This window comes from Streptomyces sp. NPDC060000, from assembly GCF_042737375.1.
In the GTDB taxonomy this organism is placed as follows: domain Bacteria; phylum Actinomycetota; class Actinomycetes; order Streptomycetales; family Streptomycetaceae; genus Streptomyces.
The window spans coordinates 11617-33521 of record NZ_JBHWUU010000009.1; the positions used below are offsets into that span (position 1 = coordinate 11617).

19 protein-coding genes, 3 tRNA genes and 1 pseudogene are annotated in these 21905 nt (G+C 68.3%); 7 read left to right on the forward strand and 16 right to left on the reverse strand.

What is annotated here, in order from left to right:
• Positions 1–11: 11 nt before the first annotated feature.
• The 8 genes from ACFWBB_RS07345 to ACFWBB_RS07380 all read right to left on the reverse strand — a co-directional run bounded on the left by ACFWBB_RS07345 (position 12) and on the right by ACFWBB_RS07380 (position 5792).
• Positions 12–1457, reverse strand: coding sequence for a ParB N-terminal domain-containing protein (locus ACFWBB_RS07345; protein WP_385268055.1), 1446 nt, complete (start codon positions 1455–1457; stop codon positions 12–14).
• Positions 1454–2116, reverse strand: a complete 663-nt coding sequence (locus ACFWBB_RS07350) for a ParB N-terminal domain-containing protein (protein WP_385268057.1) — start codon at positions 2114–2116, stop codon at positions 1454–1456. The genes ACFWBB_RS07345 and ACFWBB_RS07350 overlap by 4 nt, the downstream gene beginning before the upstream one ends.
• 56 nt (positions 2117–2172) lie before the next feature.
• Positions 2173–2457: a hypothetical protein gene (locus ACFWBB_RS07355; RefSeq protein ID WP_385268059.1), complete on the reverse strand. Its 285-nt coding sequence runs from the start codon at positions 2455–2457 to the stop codon at positions 2173–2175.
• An 82-nt stretch (positions 2458–2539) separates the two neighbouring features.
• A complete protein-coding gene (locus ACFWBB_RS07360) occupies positions 2540–2749 on the reverse strand; it encodes a hypothetical protein (RefSeq protein ID WP_385268061.1) in 210 nt (69 codons plus the stop codon).
• Positions 2750–3015: 266 nt separating this feature from the next.
• The gene (locus ACFWBB_RS07365; protein ID WP_385268063.1) at positions 3016–3903 is read right to left on the reverse strand and encodes a class I SAM-dependent methyltransferase; all 888 of its coding nucleotides are present in this window, start codon (positions 3901–3903) and stop codon (positions 3016–3018) included.
• Between the two features lie 10 nt (positions 3904–3913).
• Positions 3914–4231: a hypothetical protein gene (locus ACFWBB_RS07370; protein WP_385268065.1), complete on the reverse strand. Its 318-nt coding sequence runs from the start codon at positions 4229–4231 to the stop codon at positions 3914–3916.
• A gap of 66 nt (positions 4232–4297) precedes the next feature.
• Positions 4298–5458 (reverse strand): ParB/RepB/Spo0J family partition protein, encoded by a 1161-nt coding sequence (locus ACFWBB_RS07375; protein WP_385268067.1) that lies wholly within the window; start codon positions 5456–5458, stop codon positions 4298–4300.
• A gap of 163 nt (positions 5459–5621) precedes the next feature.
• Positions 5622–5792: a hypothetical protein gene (locus ACFWBB_RS07380; RefSeq protein WP_385268069.1), complete on the reverse strand. Its 171-nt coding sequence runs from the start codon at positions 5790–5792 to the stop codon at positions 5622–5624.
• A gap of 340 nt (positions 5793–6132) precedes the next feature.
• On the opposite strand from ACFWBB_RS07380, the gene ACFWBB_RS07385 reads away from it, so the two are divergent.
• Positions 6133–6660 (forward strand): hypothetical protein, encoded by a 528-nt coding sequence (locus tag ACFWBB_RS07385; RefSeq protein ID WP_385268071.1) that lies wholly within the window; start codon positions 6133–6135, stop codon positions 6658–6660.
• A 5-nt stretch (positions 6661–6665) separates the two neighbouring features.
• Positions 6666–7436 carry a hypothetical protein gene (locus ACFWBB_RS07390; RefSeq protein ID WP_385268073.1) on the forward strand — a complete coding sequence of 257 codons (771 nt, stop codon included), beginning with the start codon at positions 6666–6668 and terminating at the stop codon, positions 7434–7436.
• Here ACFWBB_RS07390 and ACFWBB_RS07395 read toward each other — a convergent pair.
• Together ACFWBB_RS07395 and ACFWBB_RS07400 are read right to left on the reverse strand one after the other, a co-directional pair.
• Positions 7425–8381 (reverse strand): recombinase family protein, encoded by a 957-nt coding sequence (locus ACFWBB_RS07395; RefSeq protein WP_385268075.1) that lies wholly within the window; start codon positions 8379–8381, stop codon positions 7425–7427. The two genes, ACFWBB_RS07390 and ACFWBB_RS07395, sit on opposite strands and share 12 nt — an antisense overlap.
• A 106-nt stretch (positions 8382–8487) precedes the next feature.
• Positions 8488–8691 (reverse strand): DNA-binding protein, encoded by a 204-nt coding sequence (locus ACFWBB_RS07400; protein ID WP_385268077.1) that lies wholly within the window; start codon positions 8689–8691, stop codon positions 8488–8490.
• A 276-nt stretch (positions 8692–8967) separates the two neighbouring features.
• Between ACFWBB_RS07400 and ACFWBB_RS07405 the strand changes: the two genes are divergently transcribed.
• Positions 8968–10455 (forward strand): tyrosine-type recombinase/integrase, encoded by a 1488-nt coding sequence (locus tag ACFWBB_RS07405; protein ID WP_385268079.1) that lies wholly within the window; start codon positions 8968–8970, stop codon positions 10453–10455.
• A gap of 128 nt (positions 10456–10583) precedes the next feature.
• On the opposite strand, the gene ACFWBB_RS07410 is transcribed toward ACFWBB_RS07405, so the two are convergent.
• The 3 genes from ACFWBB_RS07410 to ACFWBB_RS07420 all read right to left on the reverse strand — a co-directional run bounded on the left by ACFWBB_RS07410 (position 10584) and on the right by ACFWBB_RS07420 (position 10978).
• Positions 10584–10657 (reverse strand) — tRNA-Ile (locus ACFWBB_RS07410).
• Positions 10658–10827: 170 nt separating this feature from the next.
• Positions 10828–10900 (reverse strand) — tRNA-Asn (locus tag ACFWBB_RS07415).
• Positions 10901–10905: 5 nt separating this feature from the next.
• Positions 10906–10978, reverse strand: a tRNA-Asn gene (locus ACFWBB_RS07420).
• Between the two features lie 158 nt (positions 10979–11136).
• Here ACFWBB_RS07420 and ACFWBB_RS07425 point away from each other — a divergent pair.
• The 4 genes from ACFWBB_RS07425 to ACFWBB_RS07440 all read left to right on the forward strand — a co-directional run bounded on the left by ACFWBB_RS07425 (position 11137) and on the right by ACFWBB_RS07440 (position 16990).
• Positions 11137–11442: a YtxH domain-containing protein gene (locus ACFWBB_RS07425; RefSeq protein WP_385268081.1), complete on the forward strand. Its 306-nt coding sequence runs from the start codon at positions 11137–11139 to the stop codon at positions 11440–11442.
• A 171-nt stretch (positions 11443–11613) separates the two neighbouring features.
• Positions 11614–13071, forward strand: coding sequence for an FGGY family carbohydrate kinase (locus ACFWBB_RS07430; protein ID WP_385268083.1), 1458 nt, complete (start codon positions 11614–11616; stop codon positions 13069–13071).
• Positions 13072–13328: 257 nt separating this feature from the next.
• On the forward strand, positions 13329–15062 hold the full coding sequence (locus ACFWBB_RS07435) for an ABC transporter ATP-binding protein (RefSeq protein WP_385268085.1): 1734 nt from the start codon (positions 13329–13331) through the stop codon (positions 15060–15062).
• Positions 15062–16990 carry an ABC transporter ATP-binding protein gene (locus ACFWBB_RS07440; RefSeq protein ID WP_385268087.1) on the forward strand — a complete coding sequence of 643 codons (1929 nt, stop codon included), beginning with the start codon at positions 15062–15064 and terminating at the stop codon, positions 16988–16990. Before ACFWBB_RS07435 ends, ACFWBB_RS07440 begins: the two co-directional genes overlap by 1 nt.
• 90 nt (positions 16991–17080) lie before the next feature.
• Here the strand turns inward: ACFWBB_RS07440 and ACFWBB_RS07445 are convergent.
• From ACFWBB_RS07445 to ACFWBB_RS07455, 3 genes and pseudogenes are all read right to left on the reverse strand, one after another.
• Positions 17081–18483: pseudogene (locus ACFWBB_RS07445) on the reverse strand (RNA polymerase sigma factor).
• Between the two features lie 102 nt (positions 18484–18585).
• On the reverse strand, positions 18586–20481 hold the full coding sequence (dnaG, locus tag ACFWBB_RS07450) for a DNA primase (protein WP_385268089.1): 1896 nt from the start codon (positions 20479–20481) through the stop codon (positions 18586–18588).
• Between the two features lie 41 nt (positions 20482–20522).
• Positions 20523–21788, reverse strand: coding sequence for an NAD(P)/FAD-dependent oxidoreductase (locus tag ACFWBB_RS07455; protein WP_385268091.1), 1266 nt, complete (start codon positions 21786–21788; stop codon positions 20523–20525).
• Positions 21789–21905 lie beyond the last annotated feature (117 nt).

Sequence of the window (21905 nt, forward strand, 5' to 3'; positions counted from 1 at the left end):
CCATTCATCCGTCAATCGACGAGAGGTTTATTCCTCTCTATTACCAATTTTATCAAATTTCCCACCAATTCCAGATGCCTGTCGTGCCGGAAGCCATTCGGGTAAGGCATGTTGAATTCCTCTTCGAATGCCTTCCCGTATTCCTCTTTGGGGAGCGCGATGGGGCGGCGGCACGTCGCCTTGAGGTTGGACCCGCTCAGATCGGTGACTTTCACGTCCTCGAAGTAGCGGCGCAGCATGGGCTCCAGCGTCTCGGGGGTATGGAAGCGGAGCTTCTGCCACTTCCCCTTCACGAAGTTCATCTCGACGTTGTCCTCGTCGAGGAAGCTCATCTTCGTGGTCGCGGTCTGCGAGGTTACGCGTTTGGCTTGCTCATCACGCAGTTCGCGGGCGAGGCTCCGCGTACCGAGGCAGACCACTCCGTCGGCGGCGCACAGGGCGTTGACGGTGGTCATCACCCAGTGCTGGTAGTCGAGCGAGGTGGTGGCGTTGATGACGGAGTCCAGGACCACCACGTCGTACAGCCCGTTGGCCTGGATGTCCTTGTCGATGTCGCGGATCATGCCGACGACGGCCCGGATGTCGACGGCGTACGAGCCGTCCCGGCAGCGGTAGGGCTCGTAGTCGTGGATGTTGAAGCCTTTGGCGCGCAGGTGCTTGGCGTAGTCGCCGTATCCGGCGCCGAAGTCAACCACGCGGTGCGTGGGCTTGAGCCAGGGCGTGACGAGCTGGTCCCAGGTCTCGGAGCCGTAGGCGAGCTTGCCCGCCTTGGCCTTGGAGGAGAACTGGCGGAGCCGCTTGGGCTGGACGATGTGCTGGTTCCAGACGGGTGCCTTGCTCTCGATGGCGCTCCAGTCGTACACGCCGTACTCGCCGGTCAGGTCCGCGTGCAGCTGGGCGGCGTCGGCCGAGGCCACGGTCCAGGCGAGGAGGTCGAAGCGGTTGATGGAGGCGACGACGGCGTATTCGGCGTTGAGCACGATGCGGCCCTGGTCATCGATTACGACGCTCCCCCAGGGGCCGTGGCCGGCGGTCATGTGCCCGATGGCGTTGACGAAGGAGAGGTTCTTCCGTTCCGCAACCCGGACGGACTGCCATGGAATCCACGACCAGGCGCCGATGACGCCGGGCTCGGCGTAGACGACGCTGGCCTCGGTCTCGACCCGGTTGTGCAGCAGGTTGAACTGGATCTCGTCCTGCAACCTGACCTTCGTGCCCAGCATGACCGCGGGCGTGTGCGTCAGGCCGATGGCCTGGAGGCCCTTGGTTCTCTGGTGGCCCGCGACCAGCGTGCCGTCAGCGTTGAGGATGACGGGCTTCACTACACCGTGGCGGCGCAGCGACGCCTGGAGCCTGACGAACGCCTCCTCGCTGAGGCGGCGCGGGTTGTAGTCGGCGGGGCGAAGCTGGTCGAGCGGGTACGCCTCATAGAACGTCGTGGTGGGCGCGCTGCTCATGCCGCCTCGCCCTCCTCGTGGGCCTGCTGCAAGACGTGCCAGCCGAATCCGAGGTCGCTGTTGGTGTCGTCCACGAACTTCGTGTAGATGGCGTTGAGGGCTTCGACCTCTTCGGAGGTGATCCGGACCCGCTTGGACTCCCACTGAAGGTAGCCCCACTGGAGGTAGTCGACGGTGGCTGCAGCACCGGTGCCCGCACCGTCGGAGGTGAGTTCCAGCGTCTCGGGAAGGGAGGTGTCGTCGAGAAGCCGGTCCACGCTCTCACGGTCGTAGCCGGTACCGGCCAGGTCCGGGATCTCGGAGAGGATCTCGGCCAGGAGCACGCTGTCGTATCCAGCGAGGTCGTTGGTCCGGTTGTCGACGATGACGATGCGGGCCGCCGCGTCGTCATCGACGTCGACCCAAGTGACGGCGATCTGGTCCCAGCCGAGCTGCTGAGCCGCCGCAAAGGTGTGGTTGCCCGCCAGGATCTCGTTGCGGCGGCCTGTGTGCGTGCCCTTGTTGACGACAATCGCGCGGTACTGGCCGTTGACGGTCAGCGATTCGGCGATCGAGGGGAGGTCACCGTTGCGGGGGTTCCGGTAGTACTGAGTGAGGTCGGCGGTGGGGACCGCGAGCGGCAGGAGCAGTTCGGGGATGTTGGCGGGCGTCGGGGTCACTGGGCGTCCTTGTGTAGGCCGTTCCCCGCGCCCTACAGCTAGTTCAGACTAGACGATCACGCCGGGCCGCAGCGGTCGCCGGAGCGAGGGTTCATCTGGTGCGTCAGTCGCCGACCGGGCACCCATCGCTGAATGTGTTGAATGGCGGCGGCCACCAGCCCACAGCCGGGGAAGGCCAAGAGGCTGGCGAGAAGGACCCCGCCGCCGCCGAGCTGCACAACGATCCAGGCACCGACGGCGATGGCCGCCATGAGCAGGACGGCCATCGCGTCGACAGCGAGGCGAAGGAAGGCGCTCATCACCGGTTGTTGCAGCGGCAGATACCGGATGGCAGGCACCACGAATCACAAGATCGGCACCACACCGCCCCAGGTACGGGAGGTGTACGACTTTCCAGCTCTGCGGGCGGTGCCTGCTTGATGGTCATGCTCCATGTCGCTTTCGTCGTTGGGGAGCCGCGACTGTTTCGAGTTCCGCGAGGTGCCGGGCCGCGTCTGGATCGGGGTCTGCTGGTACTTCGAGGCCGGGGTCACGTTCGGCGAGGGCCCTGATCGGCGTCCCGTCCCGCTCGACGAGGAGACGTTCGTACAGCTCGCGATCCTCTGGGTGCCCGGCGAAGTCCTCTGTGTTCATGGCGCTCCTGAGTGCACGGGGACCCGCCCCCAGCGTGAGGCGGGGACGGGTCCAGTCGTGATCGTGGATCTTGGCGGCGCTCCGGCGGCTCCGCTCAGGTGCGGGGCCGGTGCCTGGCGGGTAGGGCGCGGGGGATTGGCCACCCGCCAGGCACCGAAGGGGAGTGCCGCATGCCACGGCACGTTGGTGAGCCGGTTCCTCGGCTGAGGCCGCCCTCACCAACGAAATAGAACGTACCACGCATCAGTGTTGGGATCTATCTTTGGTCATGGTGCGGCCCCGAACTCGAACCCGTCGAGGGGCGTTGTGCCGTGGGCTGTCGGTGCGTCAGTGAAGAACAGCCCCTGCTGGGCTGCTGCGGGCCTGGCACTGAAGTCCTCGGGCCTGGGCGCCTGGGGGTTGAACCGAGGGGGTGGCGAGGGCTCGCGCACCGGAATGACGGCAACCACCGTGGACACGCCAACGGGGAATGCGTCGTCGGGCAGCTCCGTGATAGAACCTCGCGCCTCCCGAACCCGTGCCCGGAAGTCCTTGGCCTTACGGTCACTCCGGTAGGGAAGGCTGCCGTACATGACCGCCACGACCAGGCCGCCCGGCTGGACGAAGCGCAACGCCCGCTGGACGTGCCGGATGTCCTGCCGGTCTGCGAACGGCGGGTTCATGATGACCCGCTGGTAGCGGCGCTGCACCTTCACGCTGAAGAAGTCGGCGGCCGTGACCTCGCGGGCGTAGCCGCCGGCGCGGATGTGCTCGGCGCGAGCGGTGTCGAGTTCGATGCAGTCGACAACGGCACCGCGGGCGGCTGCCGCCTTGGCGATGGCGCCGCGTCCGGCCGACGGTTCCAACACCTCACAACCAGCTTCGAGTTCTGCCAGGTCCAAGAGCTGTTCGACAAGGGGATTCGGCGTGGGGAAGTACCCGCGGTCGACATCGGTGATCACCTCGCCGGTGGCAAGCAGTCCGGCGATGGCGTCGGCAGCGGCGAAGGGAAAGATGTGGGCGCGCTGGTAGCGGTTCCAGGTGCCGCCGACAGCCTGAAGGGCCAGGTTGACCCGGTCGTACAGTTCGCGGTCGAGCTTGCCGTTGAGACGGAGCGTCAGACCGTCGACCGTGGCGGAGCGGATGACCTTGAGAACGTCGGAATCTATCTTCACGGTTGCTTCCTCACTCGCTGGCGGTCTTGGCCTCGGCGGCGAGGAGCGCCGCTTCGAGCTCGACCAGGCGGGCCGTGACCATGAGGTGAGTGCGCACGTACACCGAACCACCGGCACCCTTCATGAGGTCGGAGGCGGCAAACAGGGTGAGGTTGTACGCCTCATTGAGGGCGGCTCCGTCGTTGTCACGGCGTGCCTTGAACAGGTGCGTCGCAGCCTCGCGGACGAGTTCGGCCACGTCCGAGTCGTACTCCTCAAGGGCGTTGGCCGAGGCCGGCACGTCGAACAGATTGGCGTTGATGTTACGCATGGCCCGGATGTCGTTCATCACTGTGGGGCTCCATAGAGAAGGGGGCGGCCCGCTGGGGGCCGCCCCGAGATGGGCAGGTCAGGCTCAGGCTGCGACGGCGACCGGCTCGGCCGCCGCCTCGGCCTCGATGTCGTCCCCCTCAGCCTCCGCCGGGCCCTCGGTCTCCACGTCGGCTTCGGCAGGGGTGGCGTCGGCGTCGGCGGCCGGGGCGACCTCCGGCTCCGGGGCGGGCTCGGCCTGCGCCTCCCGCTCGGCGTCGCCCGCAGCCGGGTCCAACTGGGCGAGTACGGCGTCGGCCTCGGCCACGAGGTCGGGCGCGGCAGCAGCGGGGTTGACCATGATCTCGCTGGCGTCGGCGTGAGCCTTCGCCTGGCGGAGCTGGAACCGGGCCTTCTGCACGACGTCCGCGACCCGGTCCATCTGCTCAAGCCGCTTGCCGACCTCCCCCGCCAGAGCGCGGGCCAGCTCCATGGGGTCCGCCTTGCCGATGCTGTCCAGCAGCGCCCACATCCCCTCGATCGCGTCGAGGTCGCTCTTGGTCTTGGCCTGCGCGCGACTCCGCTCGGCCTTCTCCTCGGGGGTCATCTCGTCGACGTCGACCATGGAGTCCTGCGTGGCCGCCTTCTCCTGCTTGCGCATGGCGTAGGCGATGTGGACGAGCTGGTTGTCGTTCTTGTCTCCCTTCTTCCAGTCCTGGAAGACCGCCTTCTGGTTGTCCTTCGAGAGTGCGGCGATCTGGACGGCCGCCTGGGTCCCGATGTGCCCGAGGTCGACCGCAGCCTGGATCTCGGGGCGCAGAGCGAGCAGGGCCAGGCGCTGGTTGACGAACTGGACCGACTTGGAGAAGGTCTTCGCGACGTTGGCGGGCGTGGCGCCCTCCTTCTCGTCCAGGACCTTCTTGAAGCCGCGCGCCTCCTCCAGCGGGAGCATGTCCTCGCGGTTCAGGTTCTCGGCCATGGCCTTCTCGAAGGAGTCCATGTCGCTGATCTCGGACTCACCCTCGGGCAGCAGGATCTTCGCCTCGATGGTGATGTTGTCCGCGAGTTCGTTGGCACGGAAGCGGCGCTCGCCGGCCACGAGCTCGTAGCCCTCCTCCACTTTCCGGACGACGATCGGCTGGAGGAGGCCGTGCTCCTTGATCGACTCGGCCAGCTCGTTCAGCGCGTCCTCGGCGAAGGTCTTGCGGGGCTGGTTGGGGTTGCGGTGGATCTGACGCATCTTCAGGGTGGCGTACTTGTGCGACATTTCGAGCTCCAAGAGGTCAGCGGGGGGGTTCTTCTTTCCCCCTCCTTCTGGTTCTATTCTATATGCATTCAGGCAAGGGGTCCACAAATTTCGAGAAGTTTTTGCAGGTCAGACGCGTGAGGGCGAGCCCCCCACAGGGCCCACCCTTGACTACTCGCGCAGATCAACTCACGGCAGCGCCACCCGCATGCCCCACGTCACAACCGACCCGTTTCGCGTCCACGATCGCTAAAGCCCCCAGCGCGGCGAACGCAGCCTCGTCATCCAAGATGACGTTCTCCGTGCCACCCGACTCCTCCAGTCGGGCCAGCACTCCGTCCAGCTCGATCCCCACCCGTACCCTCCCCGCATTGCAGCGTTCCGCCTCCCTAACGAGCCGCGGCCCACTTAGATCCCCACACAGACGAGATAGCGGCACACATCGAGGCCAAGATGGGTGCCTATCGCGATCTTGCACCCAAGGAGGCGGTAGAGGGGTGGCGGCCCCGCATGCCGAGCACGCGCTTACTAGCCTGACGTATTAGATCTTGCTTCGAGCGTTTCCTATTGTCAACCAACATAGACATTGCAATGCACCACCAGCCGCTGCCGCCCCACAGCGATACTGAGTTCGCACAACGTCCACCGTCCACCGCCAGGCCGGGCCTGCCGCATCACGAGGAGTAGCCAGCACAATGCCGCTCGGCCCGGACATCCCCCTCTCCAGCAAGCTCGCCGTGCTGCTCAGCAGGAAGCGCGGCGCAGATGGGAAGACCCCAAGCACACGCGCCATCGCCGCCGCCACGGCTGAGACTCCCGGCGGCAGGCCGGCGTTGACGCACCAGGTCGTCAACGACCTCCTCAACGGGGTCAAGACGAACCCGTCCAGCGCCCAACTGGCCGGACTCGCAAGGGCGTTCGCATCTCCGGTAGCTTACCTACTCCCCGGTTACAACGGACTGACCTCCCTATCGGTCTATGAGGAGTACCAAGACGCACGCGAGGCACTTCGGCTCATCCACGACCTGGGTGAAGCTGGAGCTGCCGAACTTCTGGAGGCCGCACGTGAGATCCGTCTACGACATGGACACCGCGATCTCAATGTTCCGGAAGTACCCGAGCCCCTTCCCCCTGCCACGGAACCACCGCGGCCAGGCCGGCGGAGGCGTCTCAGCTTCACCGAAGCAGCCGAGCGCGCCGTCTCCGACCTGGAAGGAACCTGAACCAAATGGACGGCATAGTCTTCGGCCTGTGCGCTCTGATCGGGCTGGTGGGCACCGTGCTCTCCGCTCGGGAAGCCTGGCGTCAGCGTGACCGAAGCGACTACCGCGTAGCCCGTTTCACCCGAGCCGTGGCCATCGGCATCTGCACGGTGGGCGTCACCCTCGCCGTCCCGGCGGTAGAGGACGTGATCGAGTCTGCGACCGGCGTGAACAACGCGGCCAAGCTCGGGGCGCACATCTGTGCAGTCGTATGGTGCGGCAGCCTTCAGCTGATGCTCGTGGACTGGTCCTACAACCGCGAGGTGTTGAAGGCCAGCCTGTACGCACGTGTCGCCTTCGCGGCGTGTGTCCTAGCGGCGATGCTGCCCCTGTTCGTCGGCACCACCGACGAGACGGTGGAGTTCACGACCGAGTTCGCCACGGTGCCAGGCGTCACCGTCTACCTCATGGTCTATCTGGCCTACGTGGCGATCACCTGCGGCGAGATCGCGTTCCTGTGCACCGGGATGACTCTCGTTGCCCGGCGCGCAGGACACGTCTGGACGGCTCGCGGCCTCGCCCTGTCGTCGATCTCCGCGCTCCTCGGAGTGGCCTACGCCGCCAGCAAGGGGTCATACCTGGTGACCCACTACCTGGGCCACCCGTGGCCGCTGCGGTACGAGGAGATCATCTCCCCACTCCTGGCCGGGCTCGCCGTGATCTCACTGATCACGGGGCTGACCATGGCGATGGTAGGCAGGCGGCTCGCATCGCGGGTGGCGGTCTCAGCCACCTGACATGCCGGACAGCTTGCGCCAGTGAAGGACGACTCGCCCCGGCTCGATTGTCCGAACGCCGCGGGCGCTCGCGGGGAACACCTCGATCTTCTCCAAGAGAAGCAGTGTGATGGCTCTCTTCGACGCGGTGGGTGCGCTGTTCCACCACTTCACCAGGTCCTTGGCATGGCCGAGTGAGAAGTTCGCCATCTGCTCCGCGTAGCGAAGGCGCGGACGGATGTCCTTGAGGTTGGCTGCGATCTCGCGCTCTCCGGCTACCAGTGCCTCGCTGCTGATCTCGCGGTTGCCGTAGAGCCTCCCGAGCTCCGACTGGCGGCCCTCCAGGTCCTTGATGTCCTGCGTGAGGTTCTCAACCTGCTTGCGCACGGCGGCCTGGGCCTTGGCGATCGAGGCTCGGATGCCGGGCTTGAGGAGTTCCGCCACGACGTATTCTCCGACGTGGTTCTCCAACAGCTCGGCATCGATCCGGACCTCACCGCAGCCACCGTGCCCGTTCTTGTCCTTCGGGCGACAGCGGTATCCGGGCGTACCCGAATTGGTACGGGCGCCTCCGAGATCCTGTGTGCACTTGCCGCACGTGCTGCCCCCGCCAGTGAGGAGATAGTCGTACGCGGGCTCTGCGTCCTTCGTACTGCGAGCCTTCTCCCGCTCTAGAAGGGCCTCGAACTCCTCGCGCGTGATAGCTCCGGGGTGACCCGCGTCGACGAGTTCGCCGTCGTCGTAGCGCAGTCCAGCGATCGCTGGGTTGCGGAACAGGCGTCCAACCGACGCGTCCTTCCACTCCCCGCCAAGCGTTCCCCGGTAGCCCTCCCCGTTCGCCCATACCGCAACATCCTGGTTGGACTGATTGCTCAGCGCCCGGCTCACCATCTGGCGGAGCGGGTCCACTTCGTCGTCACGTAGCCGACGACGTGAGGCGTCATCGAAACCGTAGAGCCGTGGCATGCGGTGGTCCGTTCTCGTCTCGTGCGCCCGTAGCCGCCTGATCCTAGGCCACGGCGCATGTCCGAGCTATGGCCCAACGAGACCGGCAGACTCAGGGCTACACAGATCACTGCACCAGGGGCGTCACCCCGAGCACTTGCCACAGTGCAGCAGTGGGGACTCTCACCGTGCCGCCCAGGGGGAGCGTCTGCACGGGGAAAGACCCCTCCTTGATCAAGTTGTAAGCCTTGTGCTTGCCGATCCCCAGCGCCCGCGCAGCCGTCACCACGTTCACCGTCGGCGGCAGCGCGAGTAGTTCCTCCAGGGTCATCAAACTGACCCCGGCGTCCGTAGCTACAGATGCGTCCTTCGTTGTCATTCCCGTTGTCGCGTTCTCCCCCACGCCAACGTGGCATAAGGATACGCCAACACTGGAGTGTTGGGGCAAGATAGGCATCGGTCCGACAAGGGCCGACACAAAAGATCCACATGCCACCACGCGGGGAGAAGCGTGTCAGACATCAGTTACTTCAAACGCTGCCAGTGCAAGACGCCGGCGACAGACGCTGCCGGGGAGCCCATATTCAAGGCCGACGGCTCACAGAAGATGAAGGACGTTGGCCAGACGTGCCCCAAGCTCACGAGCAAGGGCCACGGGACGTGGTACTTCGCCTTCGACGTAGATCCCGGAGAGGGCGGCAAGCGGCAGCGCGCGCGGCGGGGCGGATTCGCGACTAAGGACGCAGCCAAGGAGAAGGCCGTCAAGGTCTACCGCGAAGCCTTCGGCGGGACCGACGTACTCAGCGACACCACCGTCGGTGAAGACCTGCGGTCCTGGCTCAAGCGCAAGAGGAGCCTGGCCCGTACCACCCGCCACGGCTACGAGGAGCACATCGACCTCTACCTCGAACCGCACCTCGGGCACATCAAGCGGCGCGACCTCAGACTGCGCCACATCGAGGCCATGTACGACGCGATTGAGCGCCAGAACGCCTTGCGCCTCATCCACCACGCCCAGGTGGTCGAACTGCAGGAAGCTCGCGACGCCGCCTACACAGCCTGGGTGCGCGCCGCAGGCAAGAAGGAGGACCGTCGTGCCGCGCGCCGGGCCTACCTGGTTGCCAACGCCGCGCTGCGGGAGGAGCGCAAGGGCAAGCGGAAGATCACCAGCGCCGCGACCATGCACCGGATCAACGCCACCCTCAGCTCGTTCCTGGGAATCGGCATCAAGCGCGGCGAGTACTCGACCAACTGGGCCCAACTCGTCGAACTTCCAGCAGCCAAGCGACCCAAGCCGCTGGTGTGGACACCAGAGCGAGTCGAGCGGTGGAGACAGACGGGCGAGAAGCCAGGCCCGGTCATGGTCTGGACCCCCGAGCAGACTGGCCAATTCCTCGACTTCGTGAGCGACGACCGGCTCTACCCCCTGTGGCACACCTTCATCTTTCTCGGCCCTCGCCGCGGTGAGATGTGCGCCCTGCCGTGGCCGGAGGTGAATCTGACGAGCCGCTGGCTCCGCGTCTCCGCTCAGATCGTCGAAGTCGCCTACCGGCTGTACGGAGAACCCCCGAAGGCCGACAGCGTGCGCACGATTTCTGTGAGCGCGGAGTCGGTAGAGGTGCTTCACGCATGGCGGATGACCCAAGAGAAGGAACGGACGCAGTGGTCCGGCGTGGGGGCCTGGACGGAGTCGGACCGGGTCTTCACCCAGGAGAACGGCGAGCCCTACCACCCGGACTGGATCAGTCGACGCTTCAAGCGGCTGGTCGAGCTGTCCGGGCTCCCGCCTGTTCGCCTGCATGATCTGCGCCACATCTCCGCCACGCTGTCGCTGCTCGCGAAGAACGACATCAAGGTGGTGCAGGAGCGGCTGGGCCACAGCTCCCGTCAGATCACCTCGGACACGTACACCAGCGTCCTGCCTCAGCTGATGACCGCCGAGGCAGAGTCGACCATCGCCACGGTGCCGCGCGCCGAGCGCAAGGCCAGTCCAAAGAAGCGCGAGGAGGGGGCTGAGGACCCCGCCGAGGACTCCACGGCAACATCCGAAGGGGACGACTCGGCCCCTGACGAGGACCCCGCGCAGGCGGCATGACCCCTGTGGCCCCTGGCTGGCCCCTGGATCATGTTTCCTTGATCCACTAGAGCCGCCAAGATCTCTCAACTCACCCGACCCGCCAGCTAAGTTGCTGGTCAGAAGGTTTCTCCTCGCGTAGCGAAGAGTGGGGCGGGTGGGACTCGAACCCACGGCCGACGGATTATGAGTCCGCTGCTCTAACCGGCTGAGCTACCGCCCCATAGCGGCGTGTCGCGTACATGTGTGCGCGCCGTCTGCCGCAGCATAGCCGCTCATACGATCTCACGCTCCGGCTGGTCGACCTTGCACGAACCATGAGGACAACACCCCTGGCCTGCACGGTTCCCGCCGACATGAAAAAGGACCCCCTCGGGGTCCTCGTTCACGATGCTCCCCCGACTGGACTCGAACCAGTAACCTGCCGGTTAACAGCCGGCTGCTCTGCCAATTGAGCTACAGGGGACCGAGCTCCCCCGACTGGACTCGAACCAGTAACCTGCCGGTTAACAGCCGGCTGCTCTGCCAATTGAGCTACAGGGGAATGCCTCGTTTGCATCGAACGTGCTCACCTGGGTATTCGCCAGGGGGCGCTCGCTCTCTGCGACACATACATTAGCGCAAGCAGGGGGGTGCTCCGCCAATCGGTTCCCCCCGGCGCCCATGTCGTGCCAGGGACTACGCAAGGAGAGGGTGGCCACCATGCGCTACAAGCTCACGTTCGTCGTCGGGCTGGCTCTGGGTTACGTACTGGGCACGCGTGCCGGGCGCGAGCGGTACGAGCAGTTGAAGAAGTCCGCGCGGCAGGTCGCCCAGAACCCCGCCGTGCGCAACACCGCCGAGACGGCCGCCCAGCAGGGCCGCCAGTACGCGGGCAAGGCGTACCACGCGGTCAGCGACAAGGTCGGCGACCGGATGCCCGAATCGGTTGCGGGCCGGGTGCGGTCCCTGCGCGACCGCAACACCAACGGGGCGGGCGGGGACGACTGGGGCACCAGCAACACCTAGCGCCGCCTTCGAGGCCAGCCGGGAACGGCCACCCCGGAGACCCGGGGGTGTGACATATGCGGCCCGGCGCGGGGGCGCGACCAGCGACAACGCCCCGCGCCGGGCCTCCGCGCGGCACCCCCGTGGTCTCCGCGGCCCAACCCGAGCGGCGCGTGCGGCAGAATTTTCGTCATGGGGATAGTCGCCGGGTTGGACAGTTCACCCGATTTCACTCGTATCGTCGTCTGCGACGCGGACACCGGAGCCGTGCTCCGGCAGGGGTATGCGCCGCATCCGATGGAAGGCGCCGAGAGTGCGGGAGGGCGGCCCTCCGACGTCGATCCGCAGGCCTGGCTGCTGTCGCTGGGCGAAGCGGCGGGCGGTGGACTGCTCGAGGGCGTGCAGGCCATCGGCGTCTCCTCGCAGCAGAACGCGGTCGTACCGCTGGACTCGCAGGGCAACACCGTGCGCCCGGCGATGGTCGGCGGGGACAAGCGGGCGCAGGTCGCGGCGGCCGACCTGATCGACGCGCTCGGCGGGCGCGAGGCATGGGCACAGGCGGTGGGATGCGTGCCGCAGGCCGCCCAGCCGGTGACCAAGCTGCGCTGGCTGGCCAAGAACGAGCCGGACGCCGCCGCCCGGACCTCCGTACTGCTCCAGGCCCACGACTGGCTGGTGTGGCAGCTCCTGGGGCGGCCCTCGCGAAGGACCACGGATCGCGGCGGGGCCTCCGGGACCGGCTACTGGTCCGCCGCCACCGGCGGTTATCGGCCAGATCTCGTCGAGCTGGCGCTCGGTCACCAGGCCATGCTCCCCGAGGTGATCGGACCGTCCGACGCGGCCGGTACGACGCCGGAGGGACTGCTGATCTCCGCCGGGACCGGCGAGACGATGGCCGCCGCCCTGGGGCTGGGAATCGGGCACGGGGACGCGGTCGTGTCGCTGGGCGCCTCCGGGTCCGTGATGGCCGTGCACCACGAGGCGCTCATCGACCAGAGCGGGATGATCACCTCCCTGGCCGACGCGACGGGCATGCACCTGCCGGTCGTGACCACCCTGAACGCCGTACGGACCCTGCGCGGTGCCGCCGAGCTGATCGGGGCGCCCGATCTGGAGGCGCTGTCGGACCTGGCGATGAAGTCGACGCCGGGGTCGCACGGGCTGGTCATGCTGCCCTACCTGGAGGGCGAGCGGACGCCGAACCTGCCGCACACGGCCGGAACGCTGGCGGGCCTGCGCCGCGAGTCGATGAAGCCCGAGCACTTCGCGCGGGCCGCCTTCGAGGGCATGCTGTGCGGGCTGGCGGACGCGCTCGACGTGCTGCGCGGCCGGGGCGTGGACGTGCGGCGGATCTTCCTGCTCGGGGCTGCGGCCGAGCTGCCGGCCGTGCAGGCGGCGGCGCCCGCGCTGTTCGGGGCCCAGGTCGTCGTACCGCAGCCGGCGGACTACGCGGCCATCGGGGCGGCCCGGCAGGCCGCCTGGGCGCTCGGGGTGTCGCAGGGCACTCTCGACCCGCGGACCCCGCCGGCCTGGCAGGGCGCGGCGGCGCAGGTCCTGGACCCGGGTGAGGAGCTGGCCGTCGGACAGGCCGTGCGGCAGCAGTACGTGTCGGTGCGGGAGCAGACGCATCCGAACGCGTTCCGCGGCTGAGGCGCGAGGGCGCGGAGGCGCGAGGGCGCGGAGGCGCGAGAGTGGGCGGGACGCGGCGGATACGCGGCACGCATCGGCTGTACCGGGCGTATCGGAGGTTCGGGGCGCATCCGGTGTACAGGCATGCATCGGGTGTACACAGACGGCTGTAAAAGCACTGCTGTGAGCTTAATCAGTTGAGGTAACGCGGGTGGGGTGTCCGACGATAGGGGCCAGGGGCAACCAATGCCCCTCCCGCCGACTCCGAGAGACGTAGCGTGCTCATACGACTACTACGGACCTATCTCAGGCCCTACAAGAAACCCATCACCCTGCTGGTGGTGCTGCAGTTCCTCCAGACCTGCGCCACCCTCTACCTCCCCACCCTCAACGCGCACATCATCGACAACGGCGTCGTCGAGGGAGACACCGGATACATCCTGTCCTACGGCGGCATGATGATCGGGATCTCGCTGGCACAGGTCGTCTGCAACATCGGTGCCGTGTACTACGGCGCCAGAACCGCCGCGGCGATCGGCCGGGACGTACGGGCGGCCGTCTTCGACCGGGTGCAGTCCTTCTCCGCCCGCGAGCTCGGCCACTTCGGCGCGCCCTCGCTGATCACCCGGACGACGAACGACGTCCAGCAGATCCAGATGCTCGCCCTGATGACGTTCACGCTGATGGTGTCGGCGCCCATCATGTGTGTCGGCGGTGTCGTGCTGGCGCTCGGCCTGGACGTGCCGCTGTCCGCGGTGCTCGTCGCCGTGGTGCCCGTGCTGGTCGTCTGCGTGACGCTGATCGTGCGCCGGCTGCGGCCGCTGTTCCGGTCCATGCAGGTCCGGCTGGACACCGTGAACCGGGTGCTGCGCGAGCAGATCACCGGCAACCGGGTGATCCGCGCGTTCGTCCGCGACGAGTACGAGCAGCAGCGGTTCCGGAAGGCCAACGGCGATCTCACCGACATCTCGCTGAGAACCGGCAACCTGCTCGCGCTGATGTTCCCGGTGGTCATGACCACGGTGAACCTGTCCTCGATCGCCGTGGTGTGGTTCGGCGCCCACCGGATCGACAGCGGTGGGATGCAGATCGGTGATCTGACCGCCTTCCTCGCCTACCTCATGCAGATCGTCATGTCCGTGATGATGGCCACCTTCATGTTCATGATGGTGCCGCGCGCGGAGGTGTGCGCCGAGCGCATCCAGGAGGTGCTGGACACCTCGTCGTCCGTGGTCCCGCCGGTGGCTCCCGTCACCGAACTGCGGCGGCACGGGCATCTGGAGATCCGGGGGGCGGGATTCCGCTATCCCGGCGCCGAGGAGCCCGTCCTCAAGTCCATCGAGCTCGTGGCACGGCCGGGCGAGACGACGGCCGTGATCGGCTCGACCGGCAGCGGCAAGTCCACGCTGCTCGGGCTGGTCGCCCGACTGTTCGACGCCACCGAGGGCGAGGTGCTCGTCGACGGGGTGGCCGTCGCCGAGGTCGACCCGGTGCTGTTGGCGAAGACCGTCGGACTCGTGCCGCAGAAGCCGTACCTGTTCGCGGGCACGGTCGCCACCAACCTGCGCTACGGCAATCCGGACGCCACGGACGAGGAGCTGTGGCACGCGCTGGAGGTGGCGCAGGCCAAGGACTTCGTGAGCAAGCTGGAGAACGGGCTGGACTCCCCCATCGCGCAGGGCGGGACGAACGTCTCCGGTGGTCAGCGGCAGCGGCTCGCGATCGCCCGGACGCTCGTGCAGCGGCCGGAGATCTACCTGTTCGACGACTCCTTCTCGGCCCTCGACTACGCCACCGACGCGGCGTTGCGGGCGGCGCTCGGGCGGGAGACCGCCGAGGCGACCGTGGTGATCGTCGCCCAGCGGGTGGCCACCATCCGCGACGCCGACCGGATCATCGTCCTGGACGAGGGCCTGGTCGTCGGCACGGGCAGCCACCGCGAGTTGATGGCGGACAACGAGACCTACCGGGAGATCGTGCTCTCCCAGCTCACGGAAGCGGAGGCTGCCTGATGGCCGGGCCCATGGGGCGCATGATGGCCGGCACCGGTCCCGAGAACCGCTCGCTGGACTTCAAGGTGTCCGGCAGGCGGCTGTTCGCCCAGTTCAAACCCGAGCGGTACACCCTCTACGGCATGCTCTGCTGCGTGGTGCTGAGCGTCGGCCTCAACGTGGTCGGGCCGAAGATCCTCGGCAAGGCCACCGACCTGGTCTTCGCGGGCATCGTCGGACGGCGGATGCCGGCCGGGACGACCAAGGAGCAGGTCCTCGACTCGATGCGGGAGCGCGGCGAGGGCAACGTCGCCGACATGCTCCGGAGCACCGACTTCACCCCAGGAAAGGGCATCGACTTCGGCTCGGTCGGGAACATCCTGCTGTTCGCGATCGGGGTGTTCCTGGTCGCCGGTCTGCTGATGGCGGTCGGGACGCGGCTGGTCAACAGGTCCGTCAACCGCACCATGTTCCGGATGCGCGAGGACGTGCAGACGAAGCTGTCCCGGCTGCCGCTGTCGTACTTCGACAAGCGCCAGCGGGGCGAGGTGCTGTCCCGCGCGACGAACGACATCGACAACATCGGGCAGACGCTCCAGCAGTCGATGGGCCAGCTGATCAACTCGCTGCTGACCGTCATCGGTGTGCTGGCGATGATGTTCTGGGTGTCGTGGATCCTGGCCCTGGTCGCGCTCGTCACCGTGCCGCTGTCGGCGGTCGTCGCCACGCGCGTGGGCAAGCGGTCGCAGCCGCACTTCGTGCAGCAGTGGCGCTCCACCGGCAAGCTCAACGCCCACATCGAGGAGATGTACACCGGCCACACGCTGGTGAAGGTGTTCGGCCGCCAGGCGGAGTCGGCGCAGCAGTTCGCCGAGCAGAACGACGCACTGTACGAGGCCGGGTTCAAGGCGCAGTTCAACAGCGGGGTCATGCAGCCGCTGATGATGTTCGTCTCGAATCTCAACTACGTGCTGGTCGCGGTGGTCGGCGGGCTGCGCGTCGCCTCGGGTTCCCTGTCCATCGGTGACGTGCAGGCGTTCATCCAGTACTCGCGCCAGTTCTCGATGCCGCTGACGCAGCTCGCGTCGATGGCGAACCTGGTGCAGTCGGGGGTCGCCTCGGCCGAGCGGGTCTTCGAACTCCTGGACGCGGAGGAGCAGGAGGCGGACCCGATCGCGGCCGAGCGGCCCGGGGAGCTGCGCGGGCGGGTCGCGCTGGAGGGCGTGTCCTTCCGGTACGACCCGGAGAAGCCGCTGATCGAGGATCTGTCCGTGACGGTGGAGCCCGGCCACACGGTCGCCATCGTCGGCCCGACGGGCGCCGGCAAGACGACGCTGGTGAACCTGCTCATGCGGTTCTACGACGTCTCCGGCGGGCGCATCACCCTCGACGGGGTCGACATAGCGAAGATGTCCCGCGACGAACTGCGCGCCGGCATCGGCATGGTGCTCCAGGACACCTGGCTGTTCGGCGGCACCATCGCGGAGAACATCGCGTACGGGGCGTCGGGCGAGGTCACCCGGGGCGAGATCGAGGAGGCGGCGCGGGCCGCGCACGCCGACCGGTTCGTCCGTACCCTTCCCGACGGCTACGACACGGTGATCGACGACGAGGGCAGCGGGGTCAGCGCCGGTGAGAAGCAGCTGATCACCATCGCGCGGGCGTTCCTGTCCGACCCGACGATCCTGGTGCTCGACGAGGCCACCAGTTCCGTCGACACCCGCACGGAGGTGCTGATCCAGAAGGCGATGGCGAAGCTGGCGCACGGGCGGACGTCGTTCGTCATCGCGCACCGGCTGTCGACCATCCGGGACGCCGACACGATCCTGGTGATGGAGAACGGCTCGATCGTCGAGCAGGGCGCGCACGCCGAACTGCTCGCGGCCGACGGGGCCTACGCGCGCCTCTACAAGGCGCAGTTCGCCCAGGCACTGGCCGAGGTCGACTGACGGGACGACGGACGGGACGACGGACGGTTTCCGGCGGCTCGGTGAGTTTCCGAGGGGCCGCTCGCATCGGGTGACGGCGAGCGGCCCCGCTCAGTCCAGGTAGCCCCTGAGCTGGTCCGCGAAGGCGTGGTCGCGGAGTTTGTTGAGGGTCTTCGACTCGATCTGCCGTATCCGCTCGCGCGTCACGCCGAAGATGCGGCCGATCTCCTCCAGCGTGCGCGGCCGGCCGTCCGCCAGCCCGTAGCGCAGCTGGACGACCTTCCGCTCGCGTTCGCCGAGGGTGGAGAGCACGACCTCCAGGTGCTCGCGCAGCAACAGGAAGGCCGCCGACTCCACGGGGCTGGCCGCGTCGCCGTCCTCGATGAGGTCGCCGAGGGCCACATCGTCCTCCTCGCCCACCGGGGCGTGCAGGGAGACCGGCTCCTGGGCCAGCCGCAGGACCTCGCCGACGCGCTCCGGCAGGAGGTCGAGCTGGGCGGCGACCTCTTCCGGGGTGGGCTCGTAGCCGCGCTCCTGGAGCATCCGGCGCTGGACGCGGACGACCCGGTTGATGAGTTCGACGACATGGACCGGAACGCGGATGGTGCGGGCCTGGTCGGCCAGCGCGCGGGACATGGCCTGGCGGATCCACCAGGTGGCGTAGGTGGAGAACTTGTAGCCGCGGGCGTAGTCGAACTTCTCGACCGCCCGGATCAGGCCGAGGTTGCCCTCCTGGACGAGGTCGAGCATGGTGAGCCCGCGCCCGACGTACCGCTTGGCGACGGAGACCACGAGCCGCAGGTTGGCCTCGATCAGCCGGCGCTTGGCCATGCGGCCCAGGACGACCAACCGGTCGAGGTCGAGGGCCAGTTGGCTGTCCAGGTCGGTCGCGCCGCTCAGCTTCTCCTCGGCGAACAGGCCCGCCTCGACGCGACGGGCCAGGTCGACCTCCTCGGCCGCGGTGAGCAGCGGGATGCGGCCGATCTCCCGCAGGTACTGCCGGAAGAGGTCAGAGGAGGGGCTGCCGCTGTCGGTGGCGCGCGGCCGGGCGCGGGGCGGCTGGACGGGCTCGGGAGCGTCCTCGACGGCCTCCTCGACGGCCTCCTCCAGGGCCTCGGCAGGCGGCTCGGTCTCTTGCTCCTGCTCCGGCTCCTGCTCTTGCTCCTGCGCCTGCGCCTGCTCGATCTCCCGCTCGGGATGCGTTCCCGCGGGGGTGTCCGCGGGTGCTTCCGCGTCCGGCTCCGGGGGGCGCCCGGCACGGTTCTGCGGCGGGACGGCGGCCAGGACTTCGGTCTCGGCGTCCGGTTCCGTGCCGTCGGCCGCACTGGCACTGGTACTGGTGGTGCTGGCCGTACTGTCGGCAGTGCTGACGGTCAGGGTCTGGGTCTGGGTCTGCACGGGGGCGACCTCCAGGATGATCGCTGCTGAGGTGAGCAGCAGCGGTACTTCGGGGGCGGAGTCGGCGGCCACGCCGCGTCCCTCCGGGATCGGCCGCGCTCCGAGGACTCAGGCACCGCACCCAGTGTGGAGTACGACACACAGCCGCCACGAGGGGCGTGCGGCGACTTTTTGGGTCCGGTCCGTGACCGCGTGGTCACCCTGCCGCGGGCGGCGGCTCAGAGAGCAGACGGGCCCTCGTGCTGCAACGCCCTGTCGTACCTGGTCAGGATCATCATCTCGTTCTGGACGGCGGCCGACTGGGCCGGGTCCGTGTTGCCGAGACGGGTCAGCGTGCCCTGGAGATCGGTGAGCCTGCGCGCCACCGCCCTGCGCCGGACCGTCACCAACTGCTCCCCCGCGTAGTTCTCGTCGACCGTGCGGCGCATGATCGCCTCGACGGCGAGCTCCGTCACCATCGCCCGGACCGCGTCGTCGGGCGCGGCCTCCCGGACCCGGACGAGGTATTCCTGCCCGTCCTTGACGCCGTACTCGGCGCCGCCCGCGTCCTGGATCGCCTGGCGTACGGCGGCGTAGGGCGCGGCGGTGAACTCGTCGATCCCGTACGCGTCGAAGGCCGGGGAGACCAGCTCGGGGCGTTGCAGGGCGAGCTTCAGCAGCTCGCGTTCGGTGGCGTAGACGGCGTTGCGGAGGTTGAGGGCGGGGCCTCCGCCCGCGGACCGGGCGGCGGACTCGTACGGCTGGGGGCCACGGGCCGGCGCCGGGCCCTTTCCGCCCCGGTCGCGGGCCCAACGGGCCAGCTGGGCGACCCTCTTGACGACGAACTGGGTGTCCAGGATGCCGAGCATGCCGGCCAGCTGGACGGCGACCTCGTGCTGGGCGCCGCTGTTCTTGATGCGGGCGACGATGGGCGCGGCCTCGTCGAGGGCGGCGGCGCGGCCCGCCGGGGTGTCGAGGTCGTAGCGGACGACGATCTGGCGGAGCGCGAACTCGAAGAGCGGGGTGCGGGGTTCGACCAGGTCGGCGACCGCCTCGTCGCCCTTGGCGAGGCGCAGGTCGCAGGGGTCCATGTTGTCCGGCGCGATGGCGATGTAGGTCTCGGCGGCGAACTTCTGGTCGTCCTCGAAGGCGCGCAGGGCCGCCTTCTGGCCGGCCGCGTCACCGTCGAAGGTGAAGATGACCCGGGCGCTGCCGTTGTCCATGAGGAGCCGGCGGAGGATCTTGATGTGGTCGCCGCCGAAGGCCGTGCCGCAGGTCGCGATGGCGGTGGTGACACCGGCCAGATGGCAGGCCATGACGTCGGTGTAGCCCTCGACGACGACCGCGCGGCTGGACTTGGCGATGTGCTGCTTGGCGAGGTCGATGCCGTACAGCACCTGGGACTTCTTGTAGATCGCGGTGTCGGGCGTGTTGAGGTACTTGGGGCCGTTGTCCGTCTCGTAGAGCTTGCGCGCGCCGAAGCCGACGACCTCGCCGCCGATGTCGCGGATGGGCCACATCAGACGGCCCCGGAAGCGGTCGATGGGCCCGCGGCGGCCCTCCTGGGCCAGGCCGGAGAGGAGCAGTTCCTTGTCGGTGAAGCCCTTGCCGCGCAGGAAGCGGGTGAGGTGGTCCCAGCCCTGGGGGCTGTAGCCGACGCCGAAGTGGACGGCCGCGGCCTGGTCGAAGCCACGCTCGGCGAGGAAGATCCGGCCGGTCTCGGCCTCGGGTCCGGTGGCGAGCTGTTCCGCGTACCACTCGGCGGCGGTCTTGTGCGCCTCGACGAGACGGATGCGTTCGCCGCGCTGGTGGGCGGGGTTGTAGCCGCCCTCCTCGTAGCGCAGGGTGATGCCGGCCTGGGCGGCGAGCCGCTCGACCACCTCGGAGAAGGTGAGGTGGTCGACCTTCATCACGAACGAGATGGTGTCGCCGCCCTCCTGGCAGCCGAAGCAGTGGAACAGTCCCTTGCTCGGGCTGACCTGGAAGGACGGCGACTTCTCGTCGTGGAACGGACAGAGGCCCTTGAGGTTGCCGCCGCCCGCGTTGCGCAGCTGGAGGTACTCGGACACCACGGCGTCGATCGGGACCGCGTCCCGTACCGCCTTCACGTCCTCGTCGTTGATCCGTCCTGCCACGAGGTGATTCTACGGGGGCGGACCGACACTCGAGAGGCGCGCTAGGGGGCGAGACTCCCGAGGGGCACGTGCGGGTCGGCCAGCGCGTCCGTGTTCACCGGGGTTCTGGCGCGGATCAGCGTCTGGATCGGCTCTGTGACGTCCCACACGTTCACGTTCATCCCGGCGAGGACACGGCCCTCCTTCAGCCAGAACGCGACGAACTCCCGCTTGCCGGCGTCGCCCCGGATCACCACCTCGTCGTACGTCCCCGGCGGGGCCCAGCCGCTGTACTCCATGCCCAGGTCGTACTGGTCGGAGAAGAAGTAGGGCACGCGGTCGTAGGTGACGTCGTTGCCGAGCATCGCGCGGGCGGCCGCCGGGCCGCCGTTCAGGGCGTTGGCCCAGTGCTCGACGCGCAGCCGGGTGTCGAAGAGGCCGTGCGGGAAGGACGCGACGTCGCCGGCCGCGTGGATGTCGGGGTCGGAGGTGCGCAGCCGGGCGTCGACCGCGATCCCGCCGCCGTGCGCGCGGTCGGCGAGGGTGAGGCCCGCCGCCTCCGCGAGGCCCGTGCGGGGGGCCGCGCCGATCGCCGCGAGGACGTCGTGCGCCGGGTGTTCCTCGCCGTCGTCGGTACGGACGGCGAGCACCATGCCGTCCTGGCCGACGATCTCGGTGAGCCGGGCGCCGAAGTGGAAGCGGACCCCGTGCTCGTGGTGCAGATCGGCGAAGACACTCCCGAGTTCCGGGCCGAGGACGCCGTGCAGCGGGGTCGGCTCCGGTTCGATGACGGTGACCTCGGCTCCGTACTCGCGGGCCGCCGCCGCGATCTCCAGGCCGATCCAGCCGGCGCCGGCGATCACCAGGTGGCCGTTGTCCCGGCCGAGGGAGGCCAGGACGCCCTTGAGGCGCTCGGCGTGCGCGAGCCGGCGCAGGTGGTGGACGCCGGCGAGGTCGGTGCCGGGGATGTCCAGGCGGCGCGGCTCGGCGCCGGTGGCCAGCAGCAGCTTGTCGTAGTGGGCGAGCGTGCCGTCGTCGCCGAAGCGGACCGTCTTCGCGGTGCGGTCGATCGCGTCGACGGTCTGGCCCAGGTGCAGCTCGATGTCGTTCTGCGCGTACCAGGCCGGCTCGTGCACGAAGACGCTGTCCCGCTCCTCCTTGCCGAGCAGGAAACCCTTGGAGAGGGGCGGCCGCTCGTAGGGGTGGTCGCGTTCGTCGCAAATCAGTATCACTCGGCCGGTGAAGCCCTCCGCCCTCAGCGTTTCGGCCGCCTTGGCGCCGGCCAGGCCTCCTCCGACGATGACGAATGTCTGATCCGCGTCGACCACGTGATGCCTCCTACCAGGGGTCTGGGGGGTGGTCCCCCAGATGACACTGTGTGTGCCGCCACATGCGAGCGTCCCGCACGCAGCGTGATGGGGGAAGGGGGACGTGCCCGATCAGGG

Bases quoted from the DNA above. Each gene is read 5' to 3' on its own strand.
- ACFWBB_RS07360 (WP_385268061.1), bottom strand. From the start codon at position 2,749: ATGAACACAGAGGACTTCGCCGGGCACCCAGAGGATCGCGAGCTGTAC.
- ACFWBB_RS07390 (WP_385268073.1), top strand. From the start codon at position 6,666: ATGGACGGCATAGTCTTCGGCCTGTGCGCTCTGATCGGGCTGGTGGGC.
- ACFWBB_RS07440 (WP_385268087.1), top strand. From the start codon at position 15,062: ATGGCCGGGCCCATGGGGCGCATGATGGCCGGCACCGGTCCCGAGAAC.
- ACFWBB_RS07375 (WP_385268067.1), bottom strand. From the start codon at position 5,458: ATGTCGCACAAGTACGCCACCCTGAAGATGCGTCAGATCCACCGCAAC.
- ACFWBB_RS07385 (WP_385268071.1), top strand. From the start codon at position 6,133: ATGCCGCTCGGCCCGGACATCCCCCTCTCCAGCAAGCTCGCCGTGCTG.
- ACFWBB_RS07425 (WP_385268081.1), top strand. From the start codon at position 11,137: ATGCGCTACAAGCTCACGTTCGTCGTCGGGCTGGCTCTGGGTTACGTA.
- ACFWBB_RS07345 (WP_385268055.1), bottom strand. From the start codon at position 1,457: ATGAGCAGCGCGCCCACCACGACGTTCTATGAGGCGTACCCGCTCGAC.
- ACFWBB_RS07405 (WP_385268079.1), top strand. From the start codon at position 8,968: ATGAAGGACGTTGGCCAGACGTGCCCCAAGCTCACGAGCAAGGGCCAC.
- ACFWBB_RS07400 (WP_385268077.1), bottom strand. From the start codon at position 8,691: ATGACCCTGGAGGAACTACTCGCGCTGCCGCCGACGGTGAACGTGGTG.
- ACFWBB_RS07370 (WP_385268065.1), bottom strand. From the start codon at position 4,231: ATGAACGACATCCGGGCCATGCGTAACATCAACGCCAATCTGTTCGAC.
- ACFWBB_RS07430 (WP_385268083.1), top strand. From the start codon at position 11,614: ATGGGGATAGTCGCCGGGTTGGACAGTTCACCCGATTTCACTCGTATC.
- ACFWBB_RS07395 (WP_385268075.1), bottom strand. From the start codon at position 8,381: ATGCCACGGCTCTACGGTTTCGATGACGCCTCACGTCGTCGGCTACGT.